Annotated in this window: 18 protein-coding genes; 5 read left to right on the top strand and 13 right to left on the bottom strand. The window is 59.7% G+C overall.

Annotation, left to right across the window (positions count from 1 at the left end; genetic code table 11):
* Positions 1 to 11 precede the first annotated feature (11 nt).
* The 6 genes from MHAR_RS12315 to MHAR_RS01060 all read right to left on the bottom strand — a co-directional run bounded on the left by MHAR_RS12315 (position 12) and on the right by MHAR_RS01060 (position 4,886).
* A complete protein-coding gene (locus tag MHAR_RS12315; protein WP_014585796.1) occupies positions 12 to 1,553 on the bottom strand; it encodes an SAM-dependent methyltransferase in 1,542 nt (513 codons plus the stop codon).
* On the bottom strand, positions 1,537 to 2,361 hold the full coding sequence (gene cbiG / locus MHAR_RS01080) for a cobalt-precorrin 5A hydrolase (RefSeq protein WP_266335564.1): 825 nt from the start codon (positions 2,359 to 2,361) through the stop codon (positions 1,537 to 1,539). The genes MHAR_RS12315 and cbiG overlap by 17 nt, the downstream gene beginning before the upstream one ends.
* A gap of 53 nt (positions 2,362 to 2,414) precedes the next feature.
* Positions 2,415 to 3,125 (bottom strand): precorrin-4 C(11)-methyltransferase, encoded by a 711-nt coding sequence (gene cobM / locus MHAR_RS01075; protein WP_014585794.1) that lies wholly within the window; start codon positions 3,123 to 3,125, stop codon positions 2,415 to 2,417.
* Entirely contained in the window at positions 3,122 to 3,730 is a 609-nt protein-coding gene (locus MHAR_RS01070) for a cobalt-factor II C(20)-methyltransferase (protein WP_014585793.1), read from the bottom strand. Before MHAR_RS01070 ends, cobM begins: the two co-directional genes overlap by 4 nt.
* 73 nt (positions 3,731 to 3,803) lie before the next feature.
* Positions 3,804 to 4,334, bottom strand: coding sequence for a methyltransferase domain-containing protein (locus MHAR_RS01065; RefSeq protein WP_014585792.1), 531 nt, complete (start codon positions 4,332 to 4,334; stop codon positions 3,804 to 3,806).
* A gap of 57 nt (positions 4,335 to 4,391) precedes the next feature.
* Complete coding sequence (locus MHAR_RS01060; protein ID WP_014585791.1) at positions 4,392 to 4,886, bottom strand: hypothetical protein; 495 nt, start codon at positions 4,884 to 4,886, stop codon at positions 4,392 to 4,394.
* Between the two features lie 98 nt (positions 4,887 to 4,984).
* Here MHAR_RS01060 and MHAR_RS01055 point away from each other — a divergent pair, with 98 nt between their 5' ends.
* A complete protein-coding gene (locus tag MHAR_RS01055; RefSeq protein WP_014585790.1) occupies positions 4,985 to 5,713 on the top strand; it encodes a thymidylate synthase in 729 nt (242 codons plus the stop codon).
* A 57-nt stretch (positions 5,714 to 5,770) separates the two neighbouring features.
* Here MHAR_RS01055 and MHAR_RS01050 read toward each other — a convergent pair whose 3' ends face one another.
* The 5 genes from MHAR_RS01050 to MHAR_RS01030 form a co-directional block, all read right to left on the bottom strand.
* The gene (locus tag MHAR_RS01050; protein WP_143763219.1) at positions 5,771 to 6,148 is read right to left on the bottom strand and encodes a hypothetical protein; all 378 of its coding nucleotides are present in this window, start codon (positions 6,146 to 6,148) and stop codon (positions 5,771 to 5,773) included.
* A 90-nt stretch (positions 6,149 to 6,238) separates the two neighbouring features.
* Positions 6,239 to 7,027 carry a dienelactone hydrolase family protein gene (locus tag MHAR_RS01045; protein WP_014585788.1) on the bottom strand — a complete coding sequence of 263 codons (789 nt, stop codon included), beginning with the start codon at positions 7,025 to 7,027 and terminating at the stop codon, positions 6,239 to 6,241.
* Between the two features lie 43 nt (positions 7,028 to 7,070).
* The gene (locus MHAR_RS01040; RefSeq protein WP_014585787.1) at positions 7,071 to 7,685 is read right to left on the bottom strand and encodes a superoxide dismutase; all 615 of its coding nucleotides are present in this window, start codon (positions 7,683 to 7,685) and stop codon (positions 7,071 to 7,073) included.
* A gap of 261 nt (positions 7,686 to 7,946) precedes the next feature.
* Complete coding sequence (locus MHAR_RS01035) at positions 7,947 to 8,246, bottom strand: hypothetical protein (protein WP_014585786.1); 300 nt, start codon at positions 8,244 to 8,246, stop codon at positions 7,947 to 7,949.
* Positions 8,247 to 8,303: 57 nt separating this feature from the next.
* Entirely contained in the window at positions 8,304 to 8,987 is a 684-nt protein-coding gene (locus MHAR_RS01030; protein ID WP_048144212.1) for a peroxiredoxin, read from the bottom strand.
* Positions 8,988 to 9,124: 137 nt separating this feature from the next.
* Between MHAR_RS01030 and MHAR_RS01025 the strand changes: the two genes are divergently transcribed.
* The 4 genes from MHAR_RS01025 to MHAR_RS13155 all read left to right on the top strand — a co-directional run bounded on the left by MHAR_RS01025 (position 9,125) and on the right by MHAR_RS13155 (position 11,967).
* On the top strand, positions 9,125 to 9,595 hold the full coding sequence (locus MHAR_RS01025) for a Fur family transcriptional regulator (protein WP_048144211.1): 471 nt from the start codon (positions 9,125 to 9,127) through the stop codon (positions 9,593 to 9,595).
* A 153-nt stretch (positions 9,596 to 9,748) separates the two neighbouring features.
* Positions 9,749 to 10,258, top strand: a complete 510-nt coding sequence (locus MHAR_RS01020) for a LabA-like NYN domain-containing protein (protein WP_014585783.1) — start codon at positions 9,749 to 9,751, stop codon at positions 10,256 to 10,258.
* Positions 10,259 to 10,583: 325 nt separating this feature from the next.
* On the top strand, positions 10,584 to 11,258 hold the full coding sequence (locus MHAR_RS01015; RefSeq protein WP_048144210.1) for a hypothetical protein: 675 nt from the start codon (positions 10,584 to 10,586) through the stop codon (positions 11,256 to 11,258).
* A gap of 7 nt (positions 11,259 to 11,265) precedes the next feature.
* Positions 11,266 to 11,967 carry a hypothetical protein gene (locus MHAR_RS13155; RefSeq protein WP_143763218.1) on the top strand — a complete coding sequence of 234 codons (702 nt, stop codon included), beginning with the start codon at positions 11,266 to 11,268 and terminating at the stop codon, positions 11,965 to 11,967.
* Between the two features lie 388 nt (positions 11,968 to 12,355).
* On the opposite strand, the gene MHAR_RS13150 is transcribed toward MHAR_RS13155, so the two are convergent.
* Together MHAR_RS13150 and MHAR_RS13565 are read right to left on the bottom strand one after the other, a co-directional pair.
* Positions 12,356 to 12,802 (bottom strand): hypothetical protein, encoded by a 447-nt coding sequence (locus tag MHAR_RS13150; RefSeq protein ID WP_143763217.1) that lies wholly within the window; start codon positions 12,800 to 12,802, stop codon positions 12,356 to 12,358.
* A 163-nt stretch (positions 12,803 to 12,965) separates the two neighbouring features.
* A complete protein-coding gene (locus MHAR_RS13565; RefSeq protein WP_187287835.1) occupies positions 12,966 to 13,133 on the bottom strand; it encodes a hypothetical protein in 168 nt (55 codons plus the stop codon).
* Positions 13,134 to 13,205: the final 72 nt, after the last annotated feature.

The following is a 13,205-nucleotide window of genomic DNA, read 5'->3' as shown; positions in this document are numbered from 1 at the left end:
GCTCTGATCCATCAGTAATCGTACTTCCTCTCGTACCCTCTCCGGGCTATGATCCTCCCCTCTCGCAGATGGGCCTCCGGCCCCGGAAGGATGAGGGTGCACCTTCTGCCATCGAACTTCGGCCTTGCCAGATCCGAGGCCCTGCCGATGGCGATCCTCTCGTCGGGGCGGGTGGCGTCCTGGACGAGGGCGAAGGGCCTCTCCGGGTCGAGGGAGGAGGCGGCGTCGGCGATGGCCTCCAGCCCTCCGGAGCTCTGGTTGTAGAAGACGACGGCGAAGCCGGCCTCCAGAAGCCGCCGGGCCTTCTCTGGAGCCTCTCCGTCCAGCCCCGAGAGGAGGGCGAAGTCGTTCACCAGGGGGGCTCCGACCCTCGCCGCCGCCGCCGCGAAGGCCCCGACCCCCGGAGATACCCGGATCCCCGGGCGGGAGAGGCCCCTCCAGGCGGAGCTGAAGGTGCCGGGGTCCCCCCCGAAGAGGATCGATGCGGTCTCCCCACGGCCGGCCGCCTCCTCCGCCGCCGCTAGCCTCGCCCCGACCCTCTCCTCGAACCTCCCCGTGGGGGAGATCGAAAGGGATCTGGCCCCCAGGCCCCCGGGGAGGGCTCCGACGGAGGCGAGGTGCCTTTCGGCCCCCAGGAGGAGGTCAGACCCCCGGATCAGCCCCTCCGCCTCCAGGGTTAGGTGGCGGGGGTCTCCGGGGCCGACCCCCACCAGGCGGATCTTCGCCTCGGCGATGGGCCCTCCCGCGGCGATCCCCTCAACCCCTCTCCCTCCTTCCGCCTTTCCCATCCCCTCACCACCCCTTCCGTCTCCCTTTTCATTCCTCCCATCCCACCGCCATCCTTCCGCCATCCCCTCCCCTCCGATGATGAGGAGGGTGAACATGTCGATCTCTTCCCGGAGATCCTCCCTCTCCAGAACCTCTCCCGCCGTCGTCCACCAGAGGGCCTCCCCGGGGCGGGAGACGTTCTTTGCCACCAGAAGGTGCCGCTCCCCCTCGCCGCCACCGGTGACGATATCCAGGAGCCGCTCCAGCTGCCAGGTCCTCCTCCTGGACCGGGGGTTATAGATCGCCATCGGCATCCCCAGCTCCGATGCCGCCCGCGCTCTATCCTCGATCCTCTCCCAGGGGGTGAGAAGGTCGCTGAGGCTGATGACGGCCACCGCCTCCCGGAAGGTGATCCCAGCCCTGGAGGCCGCCGCCGAGAAGGAGGTGATCCCGGGGACGACCTCCACCCGTTCGAGCTCCACCCTCCCGGAGGCGACCTCCAGGCCGAGCCCGGCCATCCCGTAGACGTTAGGGTCACCGCTGCTGATGAGGGCCACATCCCCCTCGGCGAGGAGGTCGACCGCTTCCCTCGCCCTCTCCACCTCCCGCCCCATCCCGGTGGAGCGGACGACCTTTCCCGGAAGGAGGTCTTTTACAAGGTTGAGGTAGGGGCCGTAGCCGACGACGCTTCTCGCCTCCAAGAGCGCCTCCTCCGCCCTCCTGGTGAGAAGGCCGCGGCCGCCGGGGCCGATCCCGACGATGTAAAGCCTACTCTCCGAGGGCAACGGTCACCCTCCCGTAGGCCTTCTTCGGCATGATCAGCCTCTCGGAGAGGGCGAGGGCCGCCGGCTCCGCCACCCCGACGAGGCCGAGGTCTCTCGCCCGGGACTCCGTCGTCGGGGATTGGGCGTTGAGGACCTCCTCGTCGAGGTAGACGACCGGCCGCCCCAGCCTCTCTGCCGCCTCGGAGATGCCGGGCTCGTCCCTCTTAATCTCGGCGGTGGCGATCGCCCGGATCTCCTCGAAGGACCTCCCCACCGATACCAGGGCGGACCCGACCGCCTCCAGCACCTCCGAGGCGTCGACCCCCCGCCTTGCGCCGAGGCCGACGACGATCCCGCCCCTCCTCCTCAGGACCGCCACCCCCTCGTCGACCAGGACGACTTTGGGCCCCACGATCCGGAGGACGGGGACGTCCTCTCGCAGGAAGGCGAGGTTGACCTCCTTCGAGGAGGACCTGTTGACGACGGAAGCCCCCAGCCGATCCGCCGTCCCCTCCAGGGATGGCCGTCCGGCCGCGTCGGTGGCGGTGGTGACGGCGGGGTACGCCCCCAGCTTCTCGTATAGATGATATGCCAGGTCGTTTCCTCCGTGGTGGCCCCCCACCACCGGGACGGCGGAGCGGAGGGAGGAGTCGACGGCGACGACGGGGGCGTCGGTCCACTTCTCCCTGAGGGCCGGGCAGAGGATCCTCACCACGATCCCGACGGCCATCACCGCCACCACCAGGTCGAACCTTCCGACGGCCTCCAAGGTCGCCTCGGGTCCCTCCCGGCGGTAGACGACGACCTCTGGGTCGTACCGGTCTCCGATGGCGCGAGCGATCCTCTCCCCCTCGGCGAGGTTCCGAGGGAAGACGAGGACGGCTACCGACTTCGGTATAGGTGAGACCTCCCAAACCCGCTCCTCGATATGACGTCCCCGACGAGGATGAGGGCGCTTTTGGTGATCCCCGCCTCTTCAGCCCGGTCGGCGATATCCTCGACGGTCCCGACGATGACCTGCTCATCGGGCCAGGAGGCGTGGTAGACGACGGCCGCCGGCGTCTGTTTCGGGACTTCTAGCCGCTCGGTCGTCTCCCTGATCTTGTCCGCCCCGAGGAATATCGCCATCGTCGTCCCGAACCTGGAGAGCTCCCGGATCGAGTCCCTCGCGAGGGTCGTCCCCGCCGGCCTCGTCACGATCAGCGACTCGGAGACCCCCTTCAGGGTCAGCTGGGTCTTGAGGGCGGCGGCGACGGCGAACAATGACGAGACTCCGGGGACGACCTCCACCTCCACCCCCGCCTCCTCCAGGGGCCTCATCTGCTCGAGGATGGCGCCGTAGAGGGAGGGGTCGCCGCTGTGGAGCCTCACCACCCTCTCGCCCCTCCGGAGGGCGGAGAGCATGAGGCCGTTGATCTCCTCGAGGTTGATCTTGTTGCTGTCGACGAGCTCGGCCGAGAGCCCCTCCAGCAGCGCGGGGTTCACCAGGGATCCGGCGTAGACGACCAGGTCCGCCTCTGCCAGGAGCCGGGCGCCCCTGACGGTTATCAGGTCGGGGTCCCCCGGCCCCGCGCCGACGAAGTGGACCTTCATCTCCTCCTCCTGGCGCAGAGGACGCTGAAGTAGTCGCTTTTCTCCGGCATCTCGCCTCTGACGACCACCTCATCGGGGGCGTAGAGCCGGACCCCCAGGAGGAACTCGTCGAAACCCTCGGCTGCGAGCTCTTTAGCCATCTCGGCGGGGCGGACCGCCTTCATCCTGATCACCGTATTCACCGGGGAGCCGTCGGAGACCAGAAACGACTCCGAGAGGTCGACCCCGAGCCTCGCCGCCAGGGCGGGGACCGTCCCGACCCCGGGGATCGTCTCGATCTCCACCTCCGGGTGGCGCTCGATTACCAGCCTCTTGAGGTGGGAGAAGGTGGAGAAGGTGTTGACGTCCCCGATGCAGGCGAAGGCGGCAGCTCCGCCGGCGGCCCAGGAGGCGACCCGGTCCGCGTTCTCGGCCCAGATCTCAAGGAGCCTCCTTTTATCCGAGATCATGGGAAAGTCGAGGAGCTCCGGCTCGGCGTACCTCCGGACCAGGTCGGCGGCCATCTCCCCGGGGACGAAGACCTTATCCGCGGCCGCCAGGGCCCTCTCCGCCTTCCGGGTGATCAGCTCCGGGTCCCCGGGGCCGAGGCTCACCCCTATCAGCACGCCGCCACCTCCATCTCCTCTCCTGAGATCTGCCGTCCCCTCCCATGGCCCCTCATCCTCGATCCTCCTCCCCTCATCGGCTCCGACCTCCCGGAAGCCTCCCCACCACCATGAAGATGGGGTTCTCCGGCCGGAGGGCGATGTCCCCGGCGAGGTCGTAGCCCCGGGCTATCCCGATCTGGAGGAGCTCCTCGAAGATCCCCGCCCCCCTCATCAGCCCTGCGACCTTCGCGGCGACCCCGATCCTGGCGAGGTCGGCGACGACGGCGGCTCCCGGAGAGAGCCTCTCCATCAGCATCGGGAAGAAATCCTCGACCCCTGCCGTCCCGCCGATGAAACACCGGTCGATCTTGGGAAGGCCGGGGATGATCCCCGCCGCCTCGCCGCAGAGGAAGGTCCCCGCCGGGACCCTCGCCCTGGAGATCTCCACCGCCTCAGGCCTCCGGTCTATGCCGAATATCTGATCGGTGAACCTGCTGGCAGCGAGGGATACGGCCCCCGAGCCGCACCCCATGTCGAGGAAGGTCATGCCGGGCCTGATGTCGAGCTTTCCTATGGCGATCTGGACGTTCTCCGGCTGGGTCGCTGTACCGGGAAGCTTCATGGGGTTTTGGAGCGGCGGAAGGGGATATAAGCTTAATCCAAATTCTTTTGCGCGAAGTTAAATTGATTGGCCCTGAATTTCCTGATCAAGATCTCCTGCCTCGATGAGGTAGCCGCCGTCCCTCCTTCCGAGGGGGGCTATCGCCTCGATCCTCTCCACCGGGATTCCGGGGCTCTCGGACCTGAAGGCCTCCATCGCGGCATACCAGGGGAGGAGGTGGGCGGTCTTCGCCCTCCCGGCCCCGCGCCGGAGCTCCACCGCCAGAAAGCCCCGCCGGCCGGTCCTATCGATGAACTGGTCGATCCTCTCCATCTGGTGGACGCCCCCGGCGGCGGAGAAGTGCTGGGTGAAGTAGAGGGTCTTCGCCTTCCGGGCGTCGATGCTCTTGCACTCGATGGCCAGGTAGTAGGCGGGATCGGGGGAGTCGACGAGGAGGTCGACGACCTGGGGGGTGTACCTGCTCTGCTTCAGCCGGTAGGCCAATCCCCTCATCCCGGACGCCTCGAAGAAGCGGTTTATGGCCGCCACCAGCTCCCACTCGAAGTCGGGCATCTCTTGGATCTCCAGAGCTCTGCCGAGTTCAGCTCTCCCTTTCAACTTCAAGAGCCAACTATTTCAGCCCTTGGGCCAAAACGGCGGAGGGTGTTCTTGTGAGGGTCGGAAGGCTCATCAGGGCGGAGACGATCCCCGAGGCGTGGCGGCGGGGGCTGGGGCTGATATGGCGGGGGGGCGAGGAGATCACCGACGAGCGGGGCACCAGGACCCGGGAGATCCTGGCCCTGGAGGTGGTGGTGGAGGACCCGAGAAAGGAGATGATCCCCGAGGAGTACTCCTGGAACCAGCCCCGCCTGGAGGATTACGCAAGTCAGCTCATCAGCGGCAACAACCCCGGCTTTGAGTACACCTACGGCGAGCGGCTCCGTTCCTGGTCTCTCCCCTGCCCTGGGAAGGAGAGAGGGGTCCGCGACGATCGGGGCGGCGAGAAGGGTATCGATGGTGAAGGCGCGGGAGGGGCCGTCGACCAGATCGAGTACGTCGTCCGCCGCCTCCGGTCCAATCCGAACTCGCGGAGGGCCTCGGCGGTGACCTGGATCCCGCCCGTCGATACGGAGAAGGAGGAGGTCCCCTGCATGATGGTCGACGACTTCAAAATTAGGCAGGGGAGGCTCCACCTCACGGCCCTATTTCGGAGCCACGACTTCGCGGGCGCCTACCCGGCGAACTTATACGGCCTCACCAGGCTCCTCGAATACGTGGCGGAGAGGGCAGGGGCGGAGCCCGGCTCCATCGCGACGGTGAGCTGCTCGGCCCACATCTACGACCACGACTGGGACTGGGTGGCCGAGATGGTCACGGGCCGGTCGGAGGAGGAGATCTGATCCGAAGGAGGTGGTGGGCGCAAGGCCGGAACGTCTTCGAGAGGCCTGATCCTGCTCTCATCTCTCCATAATCCGCGTGCCTGACCAGCTTCCCCATTCTCCAGAGGAGCCATACCGCCATCTACCATCGAAGGAGCTACAATCATCCGAGATGGTGAACTCGACCTCTCCCGCGTTATAGGGCGGCATATAGGGATCTTCTTGGGCGTCCTCCGACCAGGTGCCGATGAGCACGTCTCCGAGTATCGTTCCGCTGATCCGTCCGTTGTCGTGAGTATAAGTTCCGGTCACCGTGTTGTTGCCATGCTGTTGCAGCTCCATCTCTCCCCAGTTCGTCTCCCACGTTCCCGTCCAGTCGCAGCTCTGGGCAAAGGCCGCGGGCAAAGACAACAGCATCAGAACCGCAGCCGCACCGATCCACAGATTTCGCCTCATATAATCACAATAAAATTTAAGCAGCAATAAACTTTTCTTTGCCCATCTCCGATTCAAAAAGAAGGGTGAGGGGGTAAGGCAGAGTCGCCCTCACTTCAAGGTCCTCTCGAAGAACCTCGCCATCTCTCCTTCGGCGTCTCGGGCGGCGAAGCTCACCTCTCTCTCGCCGCTGGCGATCATGAAGCCGTGGCCCTCCCCCTGGTAGACCTTCAGCTCGAAGTACTTGCCTGCGGCGTCGAGGGCGGCGGAGTAATCGTATATCCCCGAGATGGGGCTCGGGACGTCCCGGGTCCCGTGGATGATCAGGATCGGCGCGGCGAGGCCGTCGATCAGGTCGGCGGGGCGGGCCTCGTCGTTGAAGCCGCCGGAGTAGGGAAATCCGTACCAGGCTACGCCGGAGCGAAACTCCTCCATTCCGGGGAGAAATAGCATGGTGTACCTTCCCCCGGCGCAGAAGCCGGTGAGGCCGAGGCTGTCGCCGTCCACATCCTCCCTATCCACGAGGTAGGCGGCGGAGGTCCTGACGAGCTCCTCGACGACCTCGTCCCGGGGCGTCCTATTGAAGGTCTGCCATTCGGGCGCGATCACCACGTGCCCGGAGGCTGCTAGCCGATCTGCCAGATCCCGGTAGCCGGGCTCCAGGCCGTTGAAGGAGTGGATCATCACGATCCCGGGATAGGTCGGATCGTCGCCTCCGTCCTGCCTTGGAGCGGGGGAAGCTACGTAGGCGGGATAGGTGAGATCTCCGCTCTCGATCGTCGCGGTGGAGCTCTCCACCGGGAGTGGTGGGGCGGATCCGCCCCTCTCCTCGGCCCGATCGACGCAGCCGGCGGTGACGACGAAGGCCACCGTCGTCAGGATCAGAAAAAGGATCTTCACGCTTTCAAGTCCCCCCAAAAATAGTTTCGGCAGTCGACCGGCCTTATTTAATGGCCGCCTCTAGCCTCCGGCTCACCTCGTCCCAGTCGACGATCTTCCAGAATGCCTCGACGAACTTCGGCCGCTCGTTCTTGTAGTCGAGGTAGTAGGCGTGCTCCCAGACGTCCAGGACCATGAGGATCCTAAACATCGGGTAGACGTTGACGTTATGCTTCTCGATCTGCATGATGACGGGCCGGTTCGTCATGCCGCACCAGGCGAGGGCTGCCCAGCCGGAGCCTTCGGCGGTCGCGGCGGCGGCGGAGAACTCCTTCTTGAACCTGGCGAAGGAGCCGAACTCCTCCTTCAGGGCGTCGGCTAGGGCGCCTTTCGGCTCCTCGGCCGCCTTCGCCGCCGGGGCGAGGTTCCTCCAGAAGAGGCTGTGGAGGAGGTGGCCTCCCGCCTGGAAGGAGAGCTCCTTGAGGGTCGCCTTCATATCCAGGTCGGCTCCCGCCTCCCGGGCCTTGTCGAGCCTCTCCAGGATGGCGTTCGCGCCGTTGACGTAGGCGGCATGGTGCTTGTCGTGGTGGAGCCGGAGCTGGGCCTCGGAGATCTGAGGCTCCAGGGCATTGTAGGCGTAGGGCAGCTCGGGGAGGGAGTAGAATTTCTTTTGGACCATGCGAATATCTCCATAGTTTTTCTAAAACCTTCGTCGGATTTCCTTAAACTTCTTGCGGAGCGGAGGGACCCCGGAGGCCGGGGGGCTGCCGGCCGGACCTCCGACCCCGATCTGTGGGATCTGCCCGGGGCCGCAGGGCGGGGTGGTCGGACCCCGGAGGATGAGGAAGCTGCCCGGCCCCCCCCCAGAAGGCTCCTTCTGGGCGGCGAGGGCGACCCCAGGGCCCGGAGGAGGGCTCGTCCTGCCACCCCCGTCGCCGGATCAGTAATTTACTGCCTCGATCTTCTCGCCCCTCGGCACGATCGAATGGTCGGGGTTTCCGGAGGGCTTCATCTCCGTCCGCTTCCCCATGGCCTTGAACTTCTCCATATGCTCCTTCGCCATCGCCAGCTTATCGTCGTGGACGGTGTGGACGACGTAGGCCTCTTTCTTCCCTTCGTCATAATACAGCTCGTGGCCCGACCATCCGTTGCTCTTCCGGATCTCCATCCGATCGTCGAACTTCTTCCTCCAGGCGGGGAAGTCCTCCACCCGATGTCTCACAACACCGATCTTCGCCATACCATCACCTTTAACCGTTATAGATGGTTCTCCCTCTTAACTACTTTTCCCGCCATCTCAGATCTTCTTGTGGCAGAACCACCAGTCCTCGCAGACTATGCCGCCGCCGGTCTTTCGGGTGGCTGCCGTCTTCTCGTCCCCCGGCGGCGGGATGATGACGTGGTCTCCGATCAGCTCGTTGTTCGGCCAGTTGGCGGGAGCTGCCACCTTCTTCTCGTCGACGACCTGGAGGGCCTTCAGAACCCGGACGATCTCGTCCATGTTCCTCCCCACCTCCTGGGGGTAGAAGAGGATCAAGCGGATCGTCGCCTCGGGGTCGATGATGAAGACTGCCCGGACGGTGTTGGAGCCCTTGCCGGGATGGATCATCCCCAGCATCTCCGCTATCCTCCCCTGATCGTCGGCGATGATGGGGAACTTGATCTCCACCTTGATATTCTCCCGGATCCACTCGGTCCACTTCATGTGGGAGAAGACCTGGTCGATGGAGAGGCCGATCAGCTCACAGTTCAGCTTATCGAACTCCTCCCGCCTCTTCTCAAAGGCCACAAACTCGGTGGTGCAGACGGGGGTGAAGTCCGCAGGATGGCTGAAGAGGACGATCCACTTTCCCTTATAATCCCCCGGGAGGTTGATCATACCGTGGGTGGTCTTCACCTTCATCATGGGGAACTTGTCTCCGATCAACGGGAAACCGCTCCCTTCACAGCATCCGAAATGGTCTTCTGCATGGTGGGTCATTTTAGCATCTCCTCTCTTTATCTTCCATCAATCTCGAGGGCTCGATCAACGTGGACGCCCAAAATTTGAGTTGATTGCCCCCAAAATCTTTATTGAGCATAGGCTTATTTAAGATTGATTATTACGTAGTAATCACCATGATCAATTACGGCGATCCTGAGGCATCGATAATAAAGGCGTTCCGGAACAGGGGGTACAAGGCTACGCCCCAGAGGATCGCCATCAGCAGGTATATCCTGAGCAATCACGAACATCCAACGGCGCAGAAGGCTCATCTCGAGGTCAAGAAGACCCACCCAACGGTGAGCCTCGCTACGGTCTACAGCACAATCAGAATATTGAAGGATATGGGGCTGGTCATGGAGCTGAACCTCTCCCAGGGCGAGACGAGATACGATCCGAATACCGAGGCTCACGCTCACCTGCTGTGCATCCGGTGCGGATGCCTCATCGATTGGTCCGACCCCATCATGGGAGAGCTGATCTCCAAGGTATCTGCCGAGGCGAACTTCACCGTCATCGGATCCAGCCTGGACCTGAAGGGGATCTGCGACGGCTGCGGCCAAAAGGAGGGGAGCCCGCCCCCCCGGGCGGCAGCCAACGACTGATATACCGTCCAGAGGCGGGCTATGGAGGTCTGGGCCCTTCATGGGACTTCAGGAAACTATATGTATTCTCAGATATTCTTCCTCGCGGAAGGGCGATGGGCGGCCGACGGCGGCCGCCATGGTTACTACATTTAAAATAAAGGGGAAATATAATTGAAAATATCGGTATTCGTAGATGGGGCGAACGTCTTTTACATGCAGAAAGATGAGCTTAAGTGGTGGATCAACTTCGAGAAGCTCCTCCGGTGGATCGAGAACAGGACCGGCGGGGAGATCATCGACGCCTACTACTACGTGGGGGAGGAGAACCCGCCAGACACCAGGCAGCAGGGGTTTTTGACCGCCCTCGCGGACATCGGCTACTCCATCATCACCAAGGAGCTGAAGATCATAGTCCTCGACGACGGCCGGGAGATCAGGAAGGCGAACCTGGACATCGAGATCGTCCTGGACATGTTCAACACCATCGAGAACTACGACATGGCGATCCTGGTCAGCGGCGACGGCGACTTCGAGCGGCCCCTCCGGCTCCTGCGGGCCCGGGGGAAGAGGTTCATGGTCATGTCCACGAAGCGGTTCATCGCCCGGGAGCTCCGGGAGGTTTCGGGGATGCACTTCGTCGACTTCGAGGACATAAGGGGCGAGGTCCAGAAGGAGACCTGAGACCTCTTTTCTCTTTTTTGTCCTTTGTTTTTATCTTTCTACAAATCCACCTCTGACCGATGGGGGCTACAGGACCTCGTCCGGTGACCAGCTTCAGGCCTTCATGAAAACTCGGTTAACTCAACGCCTCTACGTCTCCTGCTTTAATTGCCCGTGATCCTATACGCATCCCAGGCTTCAAGCTCTCTAAAAATGTCCTGTATAAAATTGACCTAAGCCTACAGTGTGAAAAATAGAGAGATTGTGTAGCTTAACCTCCTTAACCGATTGATCCATGGATAATTTATTTAAGCTATTATGTAGCTAAACTCATGGAGATCAAAAAATGTACATCATAAAGAAGGGAATAGATGCGTTGGTCGTGTTTTGCCTTCTTGGCGCAATTGTAGTATCGGTTGCTGTTGGAATGGTATATAATACGTATGATTGTGAATATTTTAGTGTGGAATACCCATCCAACTGGGATGTTAAAAGGTCTTTGGCTGTTGAAGAAGAAGGATTGGAGTACACGTTTCGTGGTCTTGACCTTGGTGAAGTTAATCCAGTTGCTCCTTTCGAGAATGCATCAGCCCATGAGATCTGCCTTACGATCTCTGCAGATAGAATTGACTTATTTATGAAATTGACGCTCGATGCTATCGAGAACGGTTCTTTTGATGAGCCCACACAACATTTCTTAGACACGCTAGTTTTTAACAGTAGTAATGATAATACGTCACATGATGACCAAAATATAACCTATTTGTTGTATGATGGTATCTATTTAAGTGCAGAGTATCCGCAAGGCTGGATGACTGATAGGAAGCAAGATAAAACACTTGGTAATGTGTACTTATTTGGGGACAGCACAACGACACTGACCTTTGCTTTTGGAACAGCAGATAAACTAAATTTAGATACTGTATCGATGCTAATGCGAGTTTCAAGAAGCAGTGTGGTAAACGGTAAGTTTGATGAGCCAGTACAGCATTTCATGAGGACATTATGTTTTAAGGTGTGATAAATGAATGACGCAACTTAAATTAGCATTCAGTATATTGATGATATTCTGCCTTTGTGGTGTGAGTGCCGTTTCAGCAAATGATGCTGATACCACTGCCTATTCCGTATACGATACGGCATCTTTTAGTGTAGAATATCCGTCCAACTGGGATGCCGAAAGGTCGTTAGCGACCGAATTAGGTGGATGGGAGTACGAATTTATAAATGTTGATTTTGATAGTGTGGATCCTTCTGACCCAGATGTCAACGATGTAATATTGCATCAGATTAACCTCATTATAGGTGCAGATATTATCGTGTTGGCGATTGTATCAACATTGAATACCGTAGAAAGTGGATATCTCGATGAGCCCACGCAACATTTCTTAGATACTCTTACCTTTAAAAACAGCGGCACCGATGTGGCGAACGTTTCGGATAATATAACCTACGTGCCTTACGACAGTGTTTATTTTAGCGTTGAGCACCCACGTGGTTGGATAAATGATACAACTCCATATGGCGATGGCATAATGTACTTTTTCGCGGACCAAGATACCTCAAATATTACGATGCTGTCCGTTCGGTTTGGGACGCAAGAGATAATGGCCGGGCAAACACTAGAGATTTTAAGCTTGGGTGTACTTGCTCCAGGTGATAGTGTAAGTAGAGGGAAGTTTGAAGAGCCTGTGTTGCATTTCTTTGATACACTGATGTTCAAGATGTGAGCCTCTTCATACCTTTCTTTTTAGGCTTGTGAGCGCAGCTTTCTCTCGCTCTCGTCCTCTCCTCTTTCCTATGGCGGTTCCACTCGTATATCCGGGCCTCACGCTCCAGATACATCAGTCATGGCGGTTTGTTATGTGACTCGATAGATCATTTATTGACTGTGAGCCACATAACCAAAAAAAGGAATCTGAGCTCCAGAGTTTCGCCTTAAATTTCCGGGCCTTCGCCGTGACCGCTTCTCGGGTCATCTTCCGAGGAGATCCGATGTACTTGACGACCTTATCCCCCATTTTCCAGGATGCGAAATGGTAGCGAGAGCCGGTAAGCATATATCAATCATAAAAGGAGCCCTTGAGGGCTCCTTCCTGCTTGTTGTGTTTGATACTGTCACTCATCTGGAAGTGCGTCCGTAGCAGCGGTTAGGTGGTTGGAGCCGCGTGTCATATAGTCACTTGCTAGCTCTAAAGAATCTGCATCCATTTCTGTTGCACCAATGTACCCATATAACCCAGCATTCGCAAAATCGTCCAGCGCGAGTTCAAATTCGCGCTTAGAGGTACTATAGTCAGAGGATACTGTGCAGTTTACGCTCAGCTGCTTGGCTGCTATTGAGTGACCATATAATGAGGAACTCGCATCCGCAAGCGCATCGGTGTCCAATGCATCTGCTGCTACAGACATATCTTGCATGTCCTGCGACAAGAATGCTGCTGATACTATTACAATGTTTACCCACTCTTGATCACTGTCTGATGTACTTAGTGCCGCCTGCGTTATTACGCATAGCCCTAGCACTAATAGTATTGCCGAGATCGTCGGTAGTTTCGTTTTCATAGCCTTTACCCGCTATAAAATAACATTGACCAACTAAAAGTCTTTTGGTGAAGTTCTGGATAAAAGAACATAGATTGCGTCAGTCTCATGTCTTGATCTCACCTGGGGTGATTGGTAGGGTCACATAACTAAAAGGGGGATCAGAGCCCTAGAGCCTCCGCCTTCAGTTTCCGGGCCTTCGCGGGGCCGCTTCTCGGGTCATCTTTCGAGGAGAGCCGATGTACTTGTTGACGACCTTGACCCCCATCTTCCAGAATGTGAAATAGTACTCGTAGGTCTTCGGCCCCTTCGCGGTGATCTTCTCTACCGGGCCGAGGTAGACCGTCAACACCTCCACCCGCGCCGCGTTCTACAGATCCTCGGCCTCGCCCTCCAGCCTGGCTGCCCCCCTCTCCTTCGCCCG

The sequence above is a fragment of the Methanothrix harundinacea 6Ac genome (genome assembly GCF_000235565.1).
Taxonomy (GTDB): domain Archaea; phylum Halobacteriota; class Methanosarcinia; order Methanotrichales; family Methanotrichaceae; genus Methanocrinis; species Methanocrinis harundinaceus.
The sequence above is the reverse complement of the archived record's forward strand: the minus strand, read 5'-3'. Positions and strand labels throughout refer to the sequence as shown.